Annotated in this window: 11 protein-coding genes and 2 pseudogenes; 4 read left to right on the top strand and 9 right to left on the bottom strand. The window is 62.1% G+C overall.

All coding sequences use genetic code 11. The features are described 5' to 3' along the window. Nucleotides 1-47: 47 nt before the first annotated feature. Entirely contained in the window at nt 48-593 is a 546-nt protein-coding gene (locus ABEA12_RS03855) for a hypothetical protein (protein ID WP_210100470.1), read from the bottom strand. A gap of 215 nt (nt 594-808) precedes the next feature. Then, nucleotides 809-2059 carry an MFS transporter gene (locus ABEA12_RS03850; protein WP_345466500.1) on the bottom strand — a complete coding sequence of 417 codons (1251 nt, stop codon included), beginning with the start codon at nt 2057-2059 and terminating at the stop codon, nt 809-811. A gap of 362 nt (nt 2060-2421) precedes the next feature. Between ABEA12_RS03850 and ABEA12_RS03845 the strand changes: the two genes are divergently transcribed. After that, nucleotides 2422-3912: a sugar porter family MFS transporter gene (locus tag ABEA12_RS03845; RefSeq protein WP_210100471.1), complete on the top strand. Its 1491-nt coding sequence runs from the start codon at nt 2422-2424 to the stop codon at nt 3910-3912. A gap of 158 nt (nt 3913-4070) precedes the next feature. Next, nucleotides 4071-4820 carry a 3-hydroxybutyrate dehydrogenase gene (locus tag ABEA12_RS03840; protein ID WP_210100472.1) on the top strand — a complete coding sequence of 250 codons (750 nt, stop codon included), beginning with the start codon at nt 4071-4073 and terminating at the stop codon, nt 4818-4820. A 32-nt stretch (nt 4821-4852) separates the two neighbouring features. Here the strand turns inward: ABEA12_RS03840 and ABEA12_RS18600 are convergent. The 6 genes and pseudogenes from ABEA12_RS18600 to ABEA12_RS03810 form a co-directional block, all read right to left on the bottom strand. Beyond that, nucleotides 4853-5143: pseudogene (locus tag ABEA12_RS18600) on the bottom strand (IS481 family transposase); the annotation flags it as partial. A 494-nt stretch (nt 5144-5637) separates the two neighbouring features. Continuing rightward, on the bottom strand, nt 5638-6759 hold the full coding sequence (locus ABEA12_RS03830; RefSeq protein ID WP_210100473.1) for an enolase C-terminal domain-like protein: 1122 nt from the start codon (nt 6757-6759) through the stop codon (nt 5638-5640). Between the two features lie 33 nt (nt 6760-6792). Then, nucleotides 6793-8625, bottom strand: coding sequence for a thiamine pyrophosphate-requiring protein (locus tag ABEA12_RS03825; RefSeq protein WP_210100474.1), 1833 nt, complete (start codon nt 8623-8625; stop codon nt 6793-6795). A 12-nt stretch (nt 8626-8637) separates the two neighbouring features. Then, nucleotides 8638-10275, bottom strand: coding sequence for a GMC family oxidoreductase (locus tag ABEA12_RS03820; RefSeq protein ID WP_210100475.1), 1638 nt, complete (start codon nt 10273-10275; stop codon nt 8638-8640). 103 nt (nt 10276-10378) lie between these two features. Beyond that, entirely contained in the window at nt 10379-11017 is a 639-nt protein-coding gene (locus ABEA12_RS03815) for a gluconate 2-dehydrogenase subunit 3 family protein (protein WP_210100476.1), read from the bottom strand. Next, the gene (locus ABEA12_RS03810) at nt 11014-11484 is read right to left on the bottom strand and encodes a hypothetical protein (RefSeq protein WP_210100477.1); all 471 of its coding nucleotides are present in this window, start codon (nt 11482-11484) and stop codon (nt 11014-11016) included. Before ABEA12_RS03810 ends, ABEA12_RS03815 begins: the two co-directional genes overlap by 4 nt. Here ABEA12_RS03810 and istA point away from each other — a divergent pair. Further along, nucleotides 11468-13441: an IS21 family transposase gene (gene istA, locus ABEA12_RS03805; protein ID WP_425571727.1), complete on the top strand. Its 1974-nt coding sequence runs from the start codon at nt 11468-11470 to the stop codon at nt 13439-13441. The genes ABEA12_RS03810 and istA overlap by 17 nt on opposite strands. A 6-nt stretch (nt 13442-13447) precedes the next feature. After that, nucleotides 13448-14215 (top strand): ATP-binding protein, encoded by a 768-nt coding sequence (locus tag ABEA12_RS03800; protein ID WP_210100613.1) that lies wholly within the window; start codon nt 13448-13450, stop codon nt 14213-14215. A 299-nt stretch (nt 14216-14514) separates the two neighbouring features. On the opposite strand, the pseudogene ABEA12_RS03795 reads toward ABEA12_RS03800, so the two are convergent. After that, nucleotides 14515-14774, bottom strand: a pseudogene (locus ABEA12_RS03795) (IS481-like element ISAar22 family transposase); the annotation flags it as partial.

The raw sequence follows: 14774 nt of genomic DNA, 5'->3' as shown, positions 1-14774 counted from the left end.
AAGCAGGCCGGCTTAGTCGCTGCAAACAGCCACATCCCCATCGGGCCTCATACATCGTCGAGGCGGACCTCCAGATCCCGCCCGGTGGAAACACCCGCACCGCGGACGCCGTCCTCTCCACGCCGCACGAGGTGGTGCACTGCAACGATCCCGATCCCGGGGCCTACTGGGTCGCCTGGGGATACTTCCTCGAATCGACGAGCGACGGGGGCAAAGCCACGGCCGAGATTCTCGATGATCAGTTTCCCGACTGCCGCGTGTGACAGTGAAATGTCTCGGGCCACGGCGGCGTCGTCAACTCCGAGGTCCTCGAGCACGACCGATGCACCGAGGACGTTTCGGACCCCCGAGGACGAAACCATTGGCAGGTACCCGGGAACCAAGACACCAAACGGCTTCTCGTCGGAAAAGGCTTGGATGCCGCTGCTGGTGTGGTGGTCGTCCGTTTCAGGTACCTCCATTGGCGGGGTGGTGATGGAAGAAGCCGGGCGCGTGAGCCCGTTAGCGGGCCGGCGGGCCTTGGCAACCAATGCGACGCACAAGCACCGGTGCGTCGATGACCGCGCATCGATCGAAGTAGCAAAGCTTGCCATCCTGGAGGTCCTTGATGCTAACACCCAACCCGCTTCGGGACCCCGTCGGGCAGATCAAGGACATCGGCATCGTGCGGACCTACGAGCGTGGTTCCCCCGTCCGTTCATCGGGCTGGATCGAGACACTGGGCCGCAGCCGATGGCTCTGCTGCCATCGGGTTCCTGCCGTGCGCTTCAATGGGCGCCGGGGCCGTGGGGTGCGCGCCGATGCCGCTCTAGGCCATCGTGGTCGTGGCCTTGGTGGCGTGCCGCTCCAGTGCCAAGGCAAACACGGCAATGGCAACGCCGATGACGGCTAGGGCCACGCCCACCCATGCAGGAGCCAGCAGCCCGTATCCGGCGGTGATGATCACCCCACCGAGGAAGGCGCCGTTTGCGTTGGCGAGGTTGAAGGCGCTGTGGTTCATGGATGCAGCCAGTGACGGGGCACCCTTGGAGACATTCATGAGCCGCACTTGAAGGCCGGTGTTGATCAGCGCGCCAACCGCCCCGATCAGGACGAGCACGACGAGGGCTGCCGTGGCGTTGCTGGCAACGATGGCGAAAACGGCCAAGACAACCCCAAGGCCCAGCGTTCCGTAAATGATCGAACCCATCACGGTGCGGTCCACGATCGGTCCGGCCAGCACCGTGCCGGCGGTCATCCCGAATCCGTAGGCCGCCAGCACCCACGGAATCGTGTTCAGCGGGACCCCAGCCACGTCGGTGAAGATCGGGGAGACGTAGGTGTACACCGCGAAGATCCCGCCGAATCCGATCGCTCCGATGGCCACCGCCAGAAGGACCTGCGGCCGCTTCAGCGCACTGAGCTCGCGCTTGAAGGATGCGCCGAGATCGCGATGCGTTTGCGGTACCCAGGCCACGACCGCCAGCAGGGCGAGGACCCCGATCGCGCCGGTGAGCCCGTATGCGCCGCGCCATCCCGCGGTGTGTCCCAGCAACGTAACCAAGGGGACACCCACGATGTTGGCGACCGCAAGGCCCAGCATCACACGGGCGATCGCACGGGCCCGCCGGGATTTTTTCACCAGTGAGGCAGCCACCACAACGGCCACTCCGAAGTAGGCGCCGTGTGGCAGACCGGTGAAGAACCGCGCCACGAGGAAAAGGGGCTGCGTCGGTGCGATCGCTGTGAAGAGATTGCCGAGAACGAAGACCGAAAGAAGGACCACCAGCAGCAGCTTGCGTTCGACCTTGGCGGCCAGGCCGGTGATCAGCGGGGCACCGACAACGACTCCCAATGCGTAGGTTGAGATGCCTTGGCCTGCCTGGGGGATCGTGACTTCAAATCCGTCGGCGATGTAGGGCAACAAGCCCATCGATGCGAATTCCGTGGTGCCGATGCCGAAACCGCCCATGGCCAGAGCCAGCAGCGCGAGCCTTTTCCCGCGTTTGGATGGAGTCTTGACCAAGGGCAGCGATACGGTGTGCTTGGTCGGCTCAACATCGTTCGGATTCGACGGCACGGTTTACTTCCAGTCGATGAATGGTATTGCCGCGTGCTGAGCGCGCGGCCCCTGTGAATATGCTACTCCGCTCACCCGCGTCAAGTGGCTGGTTCCCTGGCGCGAATCTTGGCATCGGGTCCAGGCAGCCGGGCGGAGGGGTAGTGCAGCCCAGGGAGCATAAAATAGTTCGGCACAACCCCGTGTCAAGGGCCAAGGGGTGCAGTAGTGTTGCTTCCACCAAACGGTTGACCAGACTGCAGCAGATATGTCCATCGTTTCGGGGGTACGCCAGGAGCCGCCCCCGGGATTCGCCGGTAGCGGGCGCGTGAACATCGTGGGTAGCGACGGTCGATTCCGCCCCCACGATTGGTAGGCATCACATGAGTTCCTCCAACGCGGCAAAGGATGCCGGATCGGCCAGTGAACGCGATCGTGTTGTCCGGCGCCAAAAGACCGCCGCGACACTGGCCACCTTCGGTGGCCTGCTCTTCGGGTACGACACCGGTGTGATCTCCGGGGCCCTGATCTACATCCGGGACGACTTGCAGCTCAGCGCCGTTGCCGAAGGCTTCGTGGTCAGTTGCCTGTTGATCGGAGCGGCGTTTGGTGCCACCTTCGGTGGTCGCTTCGCGGACCGTTACGGTCGCAGGACAACCCTGAGGCTCGCGGCCGTCGTGTTCATCGTCGCGACCCTCTCCTCAGCGGTGGCACCGACATATGGCCTGTTGATCACTTCCCGCGTCGTCCTGGGCTTGGCCGTCGGAGCGGTGTCCGCCGTGGTACCGATGTACATCAGCGAAATTGCCGGTTCCAGGCGCCGCGGCATCCTGGTGAACCGCAACGAGTTGATGGTCGTTGGCGGGCAGCTGATCGCCGATGTCCTCAACGCGATCATCTCCCGCACCGTCGGCGGCGAGGGTGTGTGGCGGATCATGCTCGGCATCGCGGTGGTGCCGGCGATCGTGCTGCTGATCGGGATGTTCTTCGTGCCGGAATCGCCTCGTTGGTACGCCTCACGCGGCCGATACGAGGAAGCAGCCACCTCCCTTCGGGAAATCCGTATCGAAAGCGACGTCAAACCCGTCGTGAAGGTCATGCGCCAGGCCGCTCGCGGAACCGAAACCCACGAGGGTCGAAGTTCCTTTTCCTATCTTCGCCTTCGATGGGTGCGCCACGTGGTGCTGCTGGCCATCGGCATCGCCGTGGTCCAACAGGTGACCGGGATCAACACCATCGTCTACTACGCTCCCACGACCCTGCAGCAGACCGGGTTCTCGGGCGATGCCGCACTGACAGCAACCATCGCCGTCGGTGCGATGGGCGTCATCGCCGTCCTGGTCGGCATGACGCTCATTGGCAAGGTGGCCAGGCGCCGTATGCTGGCCATCGGCCAAATCGGCGTGATCGCCTCGATGGCCCTGCTGGCCCTGAGCTTCGCACTGCCGGACTCGACAACGCGCGGATACCTGATCCTGTTCTTCATGGTTGTCTTTGTGTTCTTCGAGCAGTGCTTCATCTCGACGGTCACCTGGGTGCTGCTCTCGGAGATCCTGCCCATGAAGATCCGTGGATTTGCGATGGGGATTGCGGTGTTCGTCCTATGGACAGCGAACTTCCTCGTGTCCCAACTGTTCCCGATCCTGACCGAGGCGGTGGGTTCCAGCTGGACCTTTGGCCTTTTCGCAGTCTTGAACGTGTTCGCCTTGGTCTTCACCCTCAAGAAGATCCCCGAGACCAAGGGCCACAGCCTCGAGGAACTCGAAATCAAGTTCCGCAAGGAATTTAGCCGGCCCAGCGACAACCTTGCCGACGTGGACGAGGACGATGCCGCTGACAACGATGTGCCCCCTGCAACCCCGGGCCAAAGGTAGCCATGGATAGCACGTGCATCTTGGATGATCCGGACTGTGCTGGTCCCTGAGGCTCCAGCACCGGGGTGAAAAATCCCGTGCACGGCTTCGGAACACCGGTGGACCGGTGCCGTCGCCGTTCCCCCAGAACCACAACCAATGAAAGTCGAGGAAGAACCATGAGCGGAAACCTGGAAGGCCGCAAGGCAATCGTCACCGGAGGGGCGGCCGGGATCGGAGCAGCCTGCGCACGGGCCTTTGCAGAACGCGGGGCGAAAGTGACCATCGCCGATCTCGACAAGGAGGCAGCCCAAAAGATTGCCCACGAAATCGGCGGAGAGGCCTGGCAAGTCGATCTCACCGACACCGCTGCCTTGGAGTCGCTGAGTCTCGATGCCGATATCCTCGTCAACAATGCGGGCATCCAACGCATCAACCCCCTACAGGACTTCAAACCCGATGACTGGCGTCTCATCCACCGATTGATGCTCGAAGCCCCTTTCCTGCTTATCCGGGCCGTACTTCCGGGGATGTATGAGCGCGGATTCGGCCGGATCATCAACCTCTCCTCTATCCATGGGTTGCGCGCCTCGGCCTACAAAAGCGCCTATGTGGCTGCCAAGCACGGGATCGAGGGACTCTCGAAGGTCACGGCGCTGGAGGGCGGTGAGCACGGGGTGACGAGCAACTGCATCAACCCCGCTTACGTCCGGACTGCATTGGTGGAAAATCAGCTGGCCGACCAGGCAAAGCAACACGGAATCTCCAAGGACGAAGTCCTCTCCAAGATCATGCTCACCAACAGCGTGATCAAACGACTGACCGAACCAGAGGAAATCGGTTCGCTGGCGGCTTGGCTTGCCTCCCCTGAGGCCGGCATGGTTACCGGCGCCTCCTACACCATCGACGGTGGCTGGAGCTGCCAGTAGTAGGTTGCAACAACTTTCGGGTGTCTGCCGTGCTAGCTGCAATAACCATGGAGGTTGGGAACACGGCCACGCGGTGCCGCGCGCGTGAATGGGCTGGGCCCTCGATGCTGGTTGCCATAGCCTTTCCAAGCCGGGAAGGCAGAAACTCGTAGGGCTTCTGATCGCTATGGTTTCGCGGACGCGCATTCCTCGAACATCGTGCGGTTGAACCGTCGGACCTTGCCGGTGGTCTACGGCCGGTAGGTGAGAGCGAGCTTGTGCTTGATCTCCGGGCCAAGGGCGTCAGCGAAGGCGTGGCAGCGACAACAAGACCCGTTGTCACTGCTAAGCCAAAATCGGCTGAGCAAGGGTCGTGGAAGCCGATGCAACTCGGCCTCATATCTAGTTGCTTTCGTTGTGTTCAGGTGTCGGCGGATTATGGGTCGGCCGGGTTGGCATCGATGACAAAGAGGCGGACCCTGATGGCGCCGTGATGCTGGCGATGGCAATTTTCAGTGCTGGCCGGTCAGCGAGTGCCTGGTGATGGGCCAGGAGGATCCGTCGGGTAATCGGACTGACCAGGGGATCATGTCGAGGTCATGGGGATGGAAGGTCTGGCTGGCGAGGTCAGATATCAAGGTGATTCCCATGCCGTCGAGATCGCTGACCGATAGACGCGAGGCGCATCCAAGAGGCCTTCTTCCCTGTAACCGGTCGCTGTGCATCGTCTCTCTACAGCAGGGCACCCCCTGGGCGGTCCATGGGGCGGAGTATCACCGGTCCATCGAGTGATGTCGTTTGCCTGGGGCGGCAGGCGTACGTGCGTTTTGGTTCTGCTTCAGGCGACACGGAACCGGGCGGCGTCCGACTCGCGTAATTCCATGCCATGGCCTGAAGATCCCGCGTTCGGACGCAGCATGCCATCGGACGGGTCCAGGGTCCCGTCGAAAAACATGTTCTCGATTCGGACGTGGTCGTGGAACCATTCCAGGTGGCGCAGGTTCGGGGTGGCCGCAGCGACATGGGCATGCAGGTGCGGAGCGCAATGTCCCGAAACCTCCAATCCATGTGCATCCGCGACGGCGGCGGCCCGCAGCCATTCGGTGAATCCGCCGCAACGGGTGGCATCGACCTGGAGGCAGTCGACGGCACCGCTCTGGCACATGCGACGGAAATAGGTGAGGTCGAACCCATACTCACCGGCTGCGACGTCCGCCTTGACTGCATCGCGTACCTCGTGAAGACCGGCCAAGTCGTCGGAGGCCACCGGCTCCTCTAGCCACCGCAGGTCGTGCTCCTCGGCAGTATGGGCCACACGGATGGCCTGTTTGCGCGAATACCCGCCGTTTGCATCGGCGAAAAGCTCGACATCGTCGCCGATCACGGCCCGCGCTTGCCGCAGTCTGTCCAAGTCGCGATCAGCATTTGTCCCCCATGATTCACCGATCTTGATCTTGACGCGAGGAATGCCCTGTCCTTGCACCCAGGCATCGAGCTGGCGGGCCAGTTGATGCTCGGAGTACGTGGTGAATCCGCCACTGCCGTACACCGGCACCGTCTGCCGGGTTGCCCCGAGCAGCCGGTGCAGGGGCAACTCCAGCAGACGGGCCTTCAGGTCCCAGAGGGCGGTGTCCACCGCAGAGATGGCATATCCGATGGCACCTTGCCGGCCGTTGTTGCGCACCGCGGTGACCATGTCCACGAACCGGGCGCCAATGTCCATAACGCTGCGCCCCTGCACGAGCGGGGCCAAGGTATCGGTGATGACGGCGCCGCATTGAGCGGCTCCATAAGTCCACCCGATGCCCCACACCAACCTCGAACGCACGCGCACCAGTACCATGGTGGTGGAGTCCCAAGACAGGGTGCCGTCCGCTTCGGGGGCATCGGTGGGAATCGTGTAGACCCTGGCCTCGATTTCATCGACCAGCGGATCCCGTGTCCTGCCTGTCTGCGTCATCGTCCCATCTCCAAAATGCCGGTGCCCGGCCGTTTATTTCGTGTCTTCGTCCTGCCCGATTTTCAGCTTTCCCTTAACCCGTTCAACCCCCTCGGTGACCAGTGCCTTCGCGGTGTCTCGCACGACGTCGGTCGCATCGGGGTCCCCCTTGAGCAGCGCCGTGGCGGTGTTCTTGGCGAACTCGAACGCGATCTTGGGCGGCAGCGGCGGAACGTTCTTGCTGGTGTAGGCATCGATGAGGGTGACGCCCCGGTGGGCGAAGGCATCATCCCAGGCGGCGGCTGCCTGGTCGTCGTTCCGGACCCGGATACCCTTGAATCCCAGCAGCTCGGCGTAACCGGCGTAGTCGACCGATTCAACGTCCTGCGACGTGGCCCACACCGGGTTGGCGTCTTCGGTGCGCATTTCCCAGGAGACCTGGGTGAGGTCGTCGTTGTGCAGCACCATGATGATCAGCTGCGGGTTTTCCCACTGGCGCATGTACTTCTTGATGGTGATCAACTCGTTCATGCCCAGCATCTGGAACGCACCGTCCCCGATCGTGCAGATGACAGAACGTTCGGGATGCGCGAACTTCGCCGCCGTGGCATAGGGCATGGCCGCCAGCATGGTGGCAAGGCGTCCCGAGAGGTCGCCCAGCATGCCCTCACGCAGCCGGATGTGGTGGCCGTACCAGTCCGCAGTGGAACCGGCGTCTGCGGTGACGATGGCACGCGGGGGAAGGCGCTTGTTCAGCTCGTGGTAGATCCGGCGCGGGTTCACTCCGTCGTCGTAGGAGATCATGGCTTCGGCCTCCATCTCCGACTCCCATTCCTTCATCCCCTCAACGACGCCGTCCTGCCACGACATGTCGGTCTTTGCCGTCAGGTGCGGAATCAGGGCCGCGAGGGTCTGCTTCACATCGCCCCAGATGTTCAGCTCGGTGGGGTAGCGCAGGCCCATTTGCTCGGGTTTGAGATCGACCTGGATGGCGCGGACCTGCCCGGACTTGGGCAGGAACTGACCATAGGGGAAATTGGTGCCCAACAGTACCAGCGTGTCGCAGTCGCTCATCTGGTTCATGCTCGGCCGCGACCCCAGCAACCCGAGCTGCTGGGAGTGGTGGGGAACGTCTGAGGGGATCACTTGCTTGGCCCGCAGCGCGGTGATGATGCCGGCACCGGCGAGCTCGGCAGCTTTCAGGACCTCGTCGGTGGCCCCGTCGGCACCGTGTCCGACCAGGAAGGTCACCTTCGACCCGGCGTTGATGATCTCCGCGGCCTTGAGGATTTCGGCCTGTGGCGGCACGATGGCGGTGGAGGGGGCGACGGGGCTGGAACGCGACACCCAGTTTTCGGGGGTGAGCTCGGGCATCTTCATCTCCTGCACATCATGGGGCAGGATAATGACGGCGGGGCCCAGCCGGACGCGCGCGGTGCGGAAGGCGGTGTCCACCACGGCTTGGGCTTGTTCGGGGGAGACAACGGTCTGGACGTAGACGGCCACGTCGGACAGCGTCCGCTCCAGGTTGCTTTCCTGCTGGGTGAAGGTGCCCAGCGAATTCAGGCCCTGCTGGCCAATGATCGCGACCACCGGCTGGTTATCCATCTTCGCGTCGTAGAGCCCATTGAGCATGTGGAAGGCACCGGGGGACGAGGTCGCCACGCACACGCCCACCTCGCCGGTGAACTTCGCGTGTGCCGTGGCCATCAGCGAGCAGATTTCCTCGTGCGTGGGCCGGATGTACTCCAGCCCATCACCCTCGCGCTCGGCTTTGCCCAAGGCGCCGTCGAACGCCCCGATCCCGTCGCCGGGAAATCCGAATACGCGACTGATGCCCCAGTCCCGGACCCGCTGGATCACGAAATCGCTGACAGTTCTTGACATGTAAGATTCCTCCTAATGGTTGGCGTGCATGGTTGTCTTGAGCCTATCGGCGGCGCGCGCCGCGACGGCCATGATGGTCAGAGCCGGGTTTGCGCTGCCCTGGGTCGGCAGGACGCTGCCATCGACGATGTAGAGGTTGGGCACCGCGAACGTTCGGCAGTCCGCGTCCACGACACCGTCGCTTTCTGTTGCGCCCATCCGGGCACCGCCGACCAAGTGGGCATTGCGCGTGATGGTGATGACCTCCTCGGCGCCGGCAGCCTTCAGGATGTCCTCCATGACCTTCGTAGCGGCATTCAACAGGGATTTGTCGTTCTCGCATTGCGAATAGTCGAACCGCGCGATCGGCATGCCGTGCTGGTCCTTTTCACCGGCCAAGGTGACCCTGTTGCGGGCCTGTGGCAGGAACTCGCACAGTGCACCCAGGCAGGCCCAGTGCACGTAATCACTCATATAGTTGCGCAGTTCCGCTCCCCAGTAGCCCTGTGCCATGACGTGTTCGGCCCAGGTGATCGGCAACGGGGACACGGTCTGGATAGAAAAGCCGCGCTTGTAGTTTTTGGTCGGGTCGGTTTCGTAGAAGTCCTCGGTGCTGACCTCCGGCGGCGGGGCCTTGAACATGCGCACTTCGGCGTCGAACCGTCCCGCGGTTTGCGGTGCACCCTGGACCATCAAATAACGGCCCACCAGGTCGAAGTTGTTGCACAGACCGTCCGGGAACCGATCGGAAGTCGAGTTCAGCAGCAACCGGGGCGTTTCGATTGAGTATCCGGCTACGGCGACCATGCGGGCGCGCTGGAAGCGCTGGACCCCGTCGCGTACATAGTGCACGCCGGTGGCTCTGCCGGTGCGTCGGTCGATTTCGATGCGTGTCACCATCGAATCGGGACGCACTTCGGCGCCGTGGGCAAGCGCGTCGGGAACGTGCGTGATCAGTGGAGAGGCTTTCGCGTTGACCTTGCAGCCCTGGATGCAGAAGCCGCGGTAGATGCAGTGTGGCCGGTTGCCGAACCTGCCGTTGCTGATCGCGACAGGGCCGACCTTGGCGGTGATCCCGCATTTTTCGGCTCCGCGCAGGAAGAGCTCGCCATTACCGGAAACCGGGTGGGGCCCGTGCGGGTAGTCGTGCGGATCGCCCCAGGGCCAGTGTTGGCCGGCGACCGGCAACTCCGCCTCGATGTGTTCGTAGTAGTGCTTCAGGTCTGTGTACTCCAGCGGCCAGTCGGCCCCGACGCCGTCGTTGGACAGCGTGTGGAAATCACTGGGGTGGAAGCGCGGAGCGTAGCCGGCGTAGTGGATCATCGACCCGCCCACGCCGCGGCCGGAGTTGTTCGAACCCAGCGGCACCGGATTCTCGCCTCCAATTTCCCGCGGTTCGGTCCAGTACAGTCCGTGCGATCCGCCCTCGTCGCTGACCCAGTCGGTTTCAGGATTCCAGAACGGTCCTGCGTCAAGGGCGAGTACGCTGGCACCGGTTCGTGCCACGCGTTGCAGCAGGGTCGATCCACCCGCGCCGCATCCGATGATGAGCAGGTCGACCTCGTCGTTGTCATCGAACCGGCGCATGTTTTCCAGTAGTTCGGGCTGTATTCTCGAGCCGTCCTTGGCCAGCAGCCAGGCGGAGGCGTTGCGATCCTTGATCGTGCTCATCCGCGCCTCCTGAGTTCTCCCGGGCAAACGGGCCGTGGGCTAGTGTGTGCCGTTCGTTGAAGGTGCCAAGTGTTCGGGTAGCGGACCCGCAGGTTCTCCATGATCATCGTCCGTCGGCCAGCGGGTCGTCCGAGGGCCGGGCATCGCGCACTTCGAACCCCTCGAGTCGGTCGACGCCAAGGTTCTTATAGCCACGGGGGTAGGCCGGGCCGTCGAAGCCGATTTCGTTCCACGCGGCGGGATGGGCGTAGAAAGCGGTGCATGCGTACCGCGTCCACAGGCCCCAGACATGCTCCGCGACGAAGCCGTGCCATGGTTTTGCGCCAAGATCCTGGATCGCTTGCAGGATCAGGGCCTGGTCCTCCCAGGAACAGGCCGCGAACGGCGTCCCGCATTGGTCCTGGGCATCGGAATCCAGACCTGCCAGGGAATCGCGCCACGTCACTGCGTCGATGGGCATCGTCTCATAATGCCAACCATCGGTCTGCCCGTCCGCCAGTCGCTTGTCCACCCTGCCGGCCACCGGGACCCGCGGCTCCTGGCGCTGGTAGAGCAACTGATCGAACATGGCCGTCGCGGTGGCCATCTCGGTCTCGGTGAAAAACCGGGCTTCGGCAGGAGCGTCCAGACGGTCGGTGACCACTGCCCGCGTGGCGGCATCCCAGTTCCCTGCATGTGCCATGACATCGAAGTCGGGGAAACGACCGCCGCCGCGGCGCGGCTCGAGCGGAAGCTGCTTCATTTTTCCCGCCGCAGGATCGAAGCGAGCAGCCCCATGCCCCCGACCAGCGTCACCAGCAGTGGCGCCATGAGGGGAGGTCCCATTTCCATGTTGTAGCGAAAGTTTCTCCAGCCGCCGGGTTTTTGCTTGATGCCCCGGCCGTGGAGCCACACGCCCTGGAGACCGTTTGCCACGATCGTTGCCGAGGCGATCGGCAACAGCGTCTTGGCAGCCCGGTGGCTAAAGGCGCCCGCGATACCGGACACGGCCCCTACCGGCCCCAGCACGACGGGCACCCACATCCATTTGTTGCCGAAGCTGGCCTTGTCATGCTCGAAGTAGATCTCCACGGCTGTGACGATCGCGCCAACGGCCATCAGTGCCGCCAGGCTTCGTTCAAACCGGCCTGTTCGTACATTCCGGACCAGTCGGTCTATGCCATAGACCGCTTCGGCGGCCGTATCGGTGACGATGCTTCCTGCTCGCATGGCTCCTCCTCTGTCCAGTTCAATGACCCATGGCTGTACGTCCCAGCATGCGCGGGCCGGTTCAAAACCGCAAGCAATTGGGATGCCCGGTAAGGACCCTGTTCCTCGCTTGACGCATTGCACGGAACCGCCGGAGACTGCGGGGGATCGGGGCGTCCGGCGCCGGGCTATTGCAATCCGAGCCCGACGATGGATAAGTAGGAGAACACACCCCAGTACACAAGAGGGAGAAGGATCCGGGATGGCAACCACCGCCGCGGTACCCGCAGAACCCGAGGAATTCCCGTTGCACGTCCTGCGTGACTACGCGCTCATCGCCGATGGGGAGCGGGGATCACTGGTTGGCCCGCGCGGTGACATCGCCTGGATGTGTGCCCCGCGCTGGGATTCGGACGCAGTCTTCTCCGCCTTGATCGGCGGAGGAGGACGATTCGCGATCACGCCTCACGGTCGGCCTTTCGTCTGGGGCGGTTACTACGAAGAAGACACCTTGATCTGGCACAGCCGATGGATCACCAACTCCCAGGTAGTCGAGAGCGCCNGAGGGTTCCTGGCCAATATGACAACGACAGAACGCAGTACCGTCTGCCCAGAATCTCAGTACCAACTACACAGATGGGCCCGTACCAATTCGTCAGAACAGCGGTACCTTCAGACGCTATTTAGCACTCCGGCCGTGCAGGGCAAAAAATACGGATATATCCAGTTCTGCCAACTATTCAACAACTACGCGGCAGTCAACGAAGTAGTGGCAACGCTGCACCATGAACCAGGTCGGGCGATGTTGGTGGATTGGGCCGGCGATACTCTCGCGCTGCAAGATGCACTCACCGGGGAACTGACCAAGGCGTACCTGTTCGTTGCGGTCCTGCCGTACTCGGGCATGGTCTTTTGCCAGGCCTTTACCGACATGAAGCAGGATGCGTGGAATAGTGCCCACGTGAAGGCCTTCGAATTCTATGGCGGTGTCAGCCAGATCGTGGTGCCCGACAACGCTCCCACGGCCACTAACCGGCACTCCAAGAATGACAGCACCCGAATCGTCAATGCCCGCTACCAGCAGTTGGCTGATCACTACGGCACGGCGATTGTTCCGGCCCGCCCGAATCGACCGAGGCACAAGGCCGCTGCCGAGTCCGCGGTCAACGTAGTCAATAAGCGGGTCATCGGGTATCTGAGCGAAGAATTCTGGGTGTCGTTGGTGGAGTTGAATACCGCCATCGATGAGCGGGTCGCGGAGATCAATGAGCAGATCAAGCGCGTGGATGGCTCAACCAGGAACGAGCAGTTCACCACGGAGGAAGCCCACCTGCTTCAGCCCTTGCCTCAGGAACGCTTCGAATCCGTGGAATGGAAGCAGGTCAAAGTCGGAAAAAATTACCACGTCACCGCCGACTATCAGCATTATTCGGTGCCTTATAAGCTCACGGGCCGGATCTTGAAGGTCCGCCTGACCGGTTTGAAAGTCACCGTCTTTGATGGTGAATCGGTGGCGTGTGAGCATCCGCGCCGGCACGGGCGCAAGGGCCAGTATTCGACGCTGGCCGAACACGTTCCCAAGCAGCACCAAGATATCGAGGGGTTGTGGTCCAGGAAGTGGTTCCTGGACCGTGCAAGGCCTTTCGGTCCCGCGACGGTCTCGGTGATCACGATGATTCTTGAGCGACCGAAAATTGAGGCGCAAGCCTTTCTGGATTGCCAGAACATCCTTAGTGGTTTGGGTAAGAGTAATCGGCAACGGTTGGAAGCGACGTGCCAGCAGGTCCTGAATCAGCACGGGTACCCCACCTACACCACCTTGAAACGGTTGATGGCCTCGATGAACAGTGACAGCAAACAAGTTCGGCCGCCTCTGCCGGTGCCCCCGAACACGAAGAAGGCACCGATAACCACCGAGTCCGGTGAACGCGCTGAGGTGTTCGTGCGTGGCGCCGATTATTACCAGGAAGGCCGGTAGCTGCTGATGTTCACCAGTGTTGACTACGACAAGTTTCGGGCCCTGCGCATTACCCAGGTAGCTTTGCAGCTCGAGGAGCTGTTCAAAGATGATGGCAATGACCGCAAGACCCCGGAGGAACTGTTCCTCACTGCCGTTGATGAAGCCTTGGAATTACGGCGATCGAACCGTATTGAAAAGCTCATTTCCAGGGCGCGTTTCCCTATCCCGCAGGCTTCGATCGAAGAGATCCGTTACCTGCCAGAGCGTGGGGTGAGCTCCGTAAGGATGCAAAGATATGCGGCGCATGACTGGGGTGCCGATCCCACGAACCTGTTGCTGATTTCTCCCACCGGAGGCGGGAAAACCTATATTGCTTGCGCGATCGGCATCGCTGCCTGCCACGCGGAACATTCGGTGCACTACACCCGTCTCGATGAGATGGCCCGTGAACTGGTTGTTGCCCGTGGCGATAATATTGCTTACCAAGCCCTACTCAACAGGCTCTGCAACGTCGATTTGCTCATCGTCGATGACTTTTTGACCATCGGTATCGACGAGACTGCAGCCAATGATCTGTTCACGATTCTGGTCACCAGGGATCAACGACTGCCTACGCTGATCGCCAGCCAATCCGGTCCAAGTTATTGGGTGGAGAGCCTGCCGGAGAAGGTCGCAGCCGATTCGATCGTGAACCGGTTGGCCAACAGGGCCCGAACGATCAACTTGGGAACGTTGGACATGCGCCGGCTACATGCTCAGGAGGCGCGTGCCGCCAAGGACCACTGGGAATAGCCGCAGCGTCTGGGCAGGAGATCCACGGACCTGCTGGCGGTAGTTATGCTCGGATATCGGTCGGGAATTGTTGGCGTAGTTCCTGACCGATACCGCCTTCCCGGAACAATCGGTACCACCTACCCGGACTGGCCGTACCATGAAGCCGTATGTGAACACTCGTTTCTTTGTTTACAGTCGCACTCACCACATCGTTTACACACGCACTCGACACTTCCTTTACACACGATGTCAGCACATCGTTTACACCAACACTCATGACATCGCTGACACCGTGTGCACTCAGGGATTCAGACCGGTCAGCCGGTAGTTTCCAACTGGTAATGCTGTTTGTCGTAGTCGATCCGCCGCAAAATCCACGACGGTCTCGGTTCGCGGATACGGGCCCCATGGACCTGCCACAGCGGCATCACCCGTTTGCTGGAGGCAACACGCACCGGCAGAGGGAAGTAGAGACTTTCCTCTCCGTCGAGGGTGCTAAACAAAGTAAAACCCGTTTCGGTGGTGGCCACCTGGTGTTCACCAATCAGATGGGTCGGCACCTTGAACACCCGGCCGC

The organism is Paeniglutamicibacter antarcticus, from assembly GCF_039544305.1.
Lineage (GTDB): Bacteria > Actinomycetota > Actinomycetes > Actinomycetales > Micrococcaceae > Paeniglutamicibacter > Paeniglutamicibacter antarcticus_C.
This window is presented reverse-complemented; position numbering and strand designations above follow the sequence as displayed.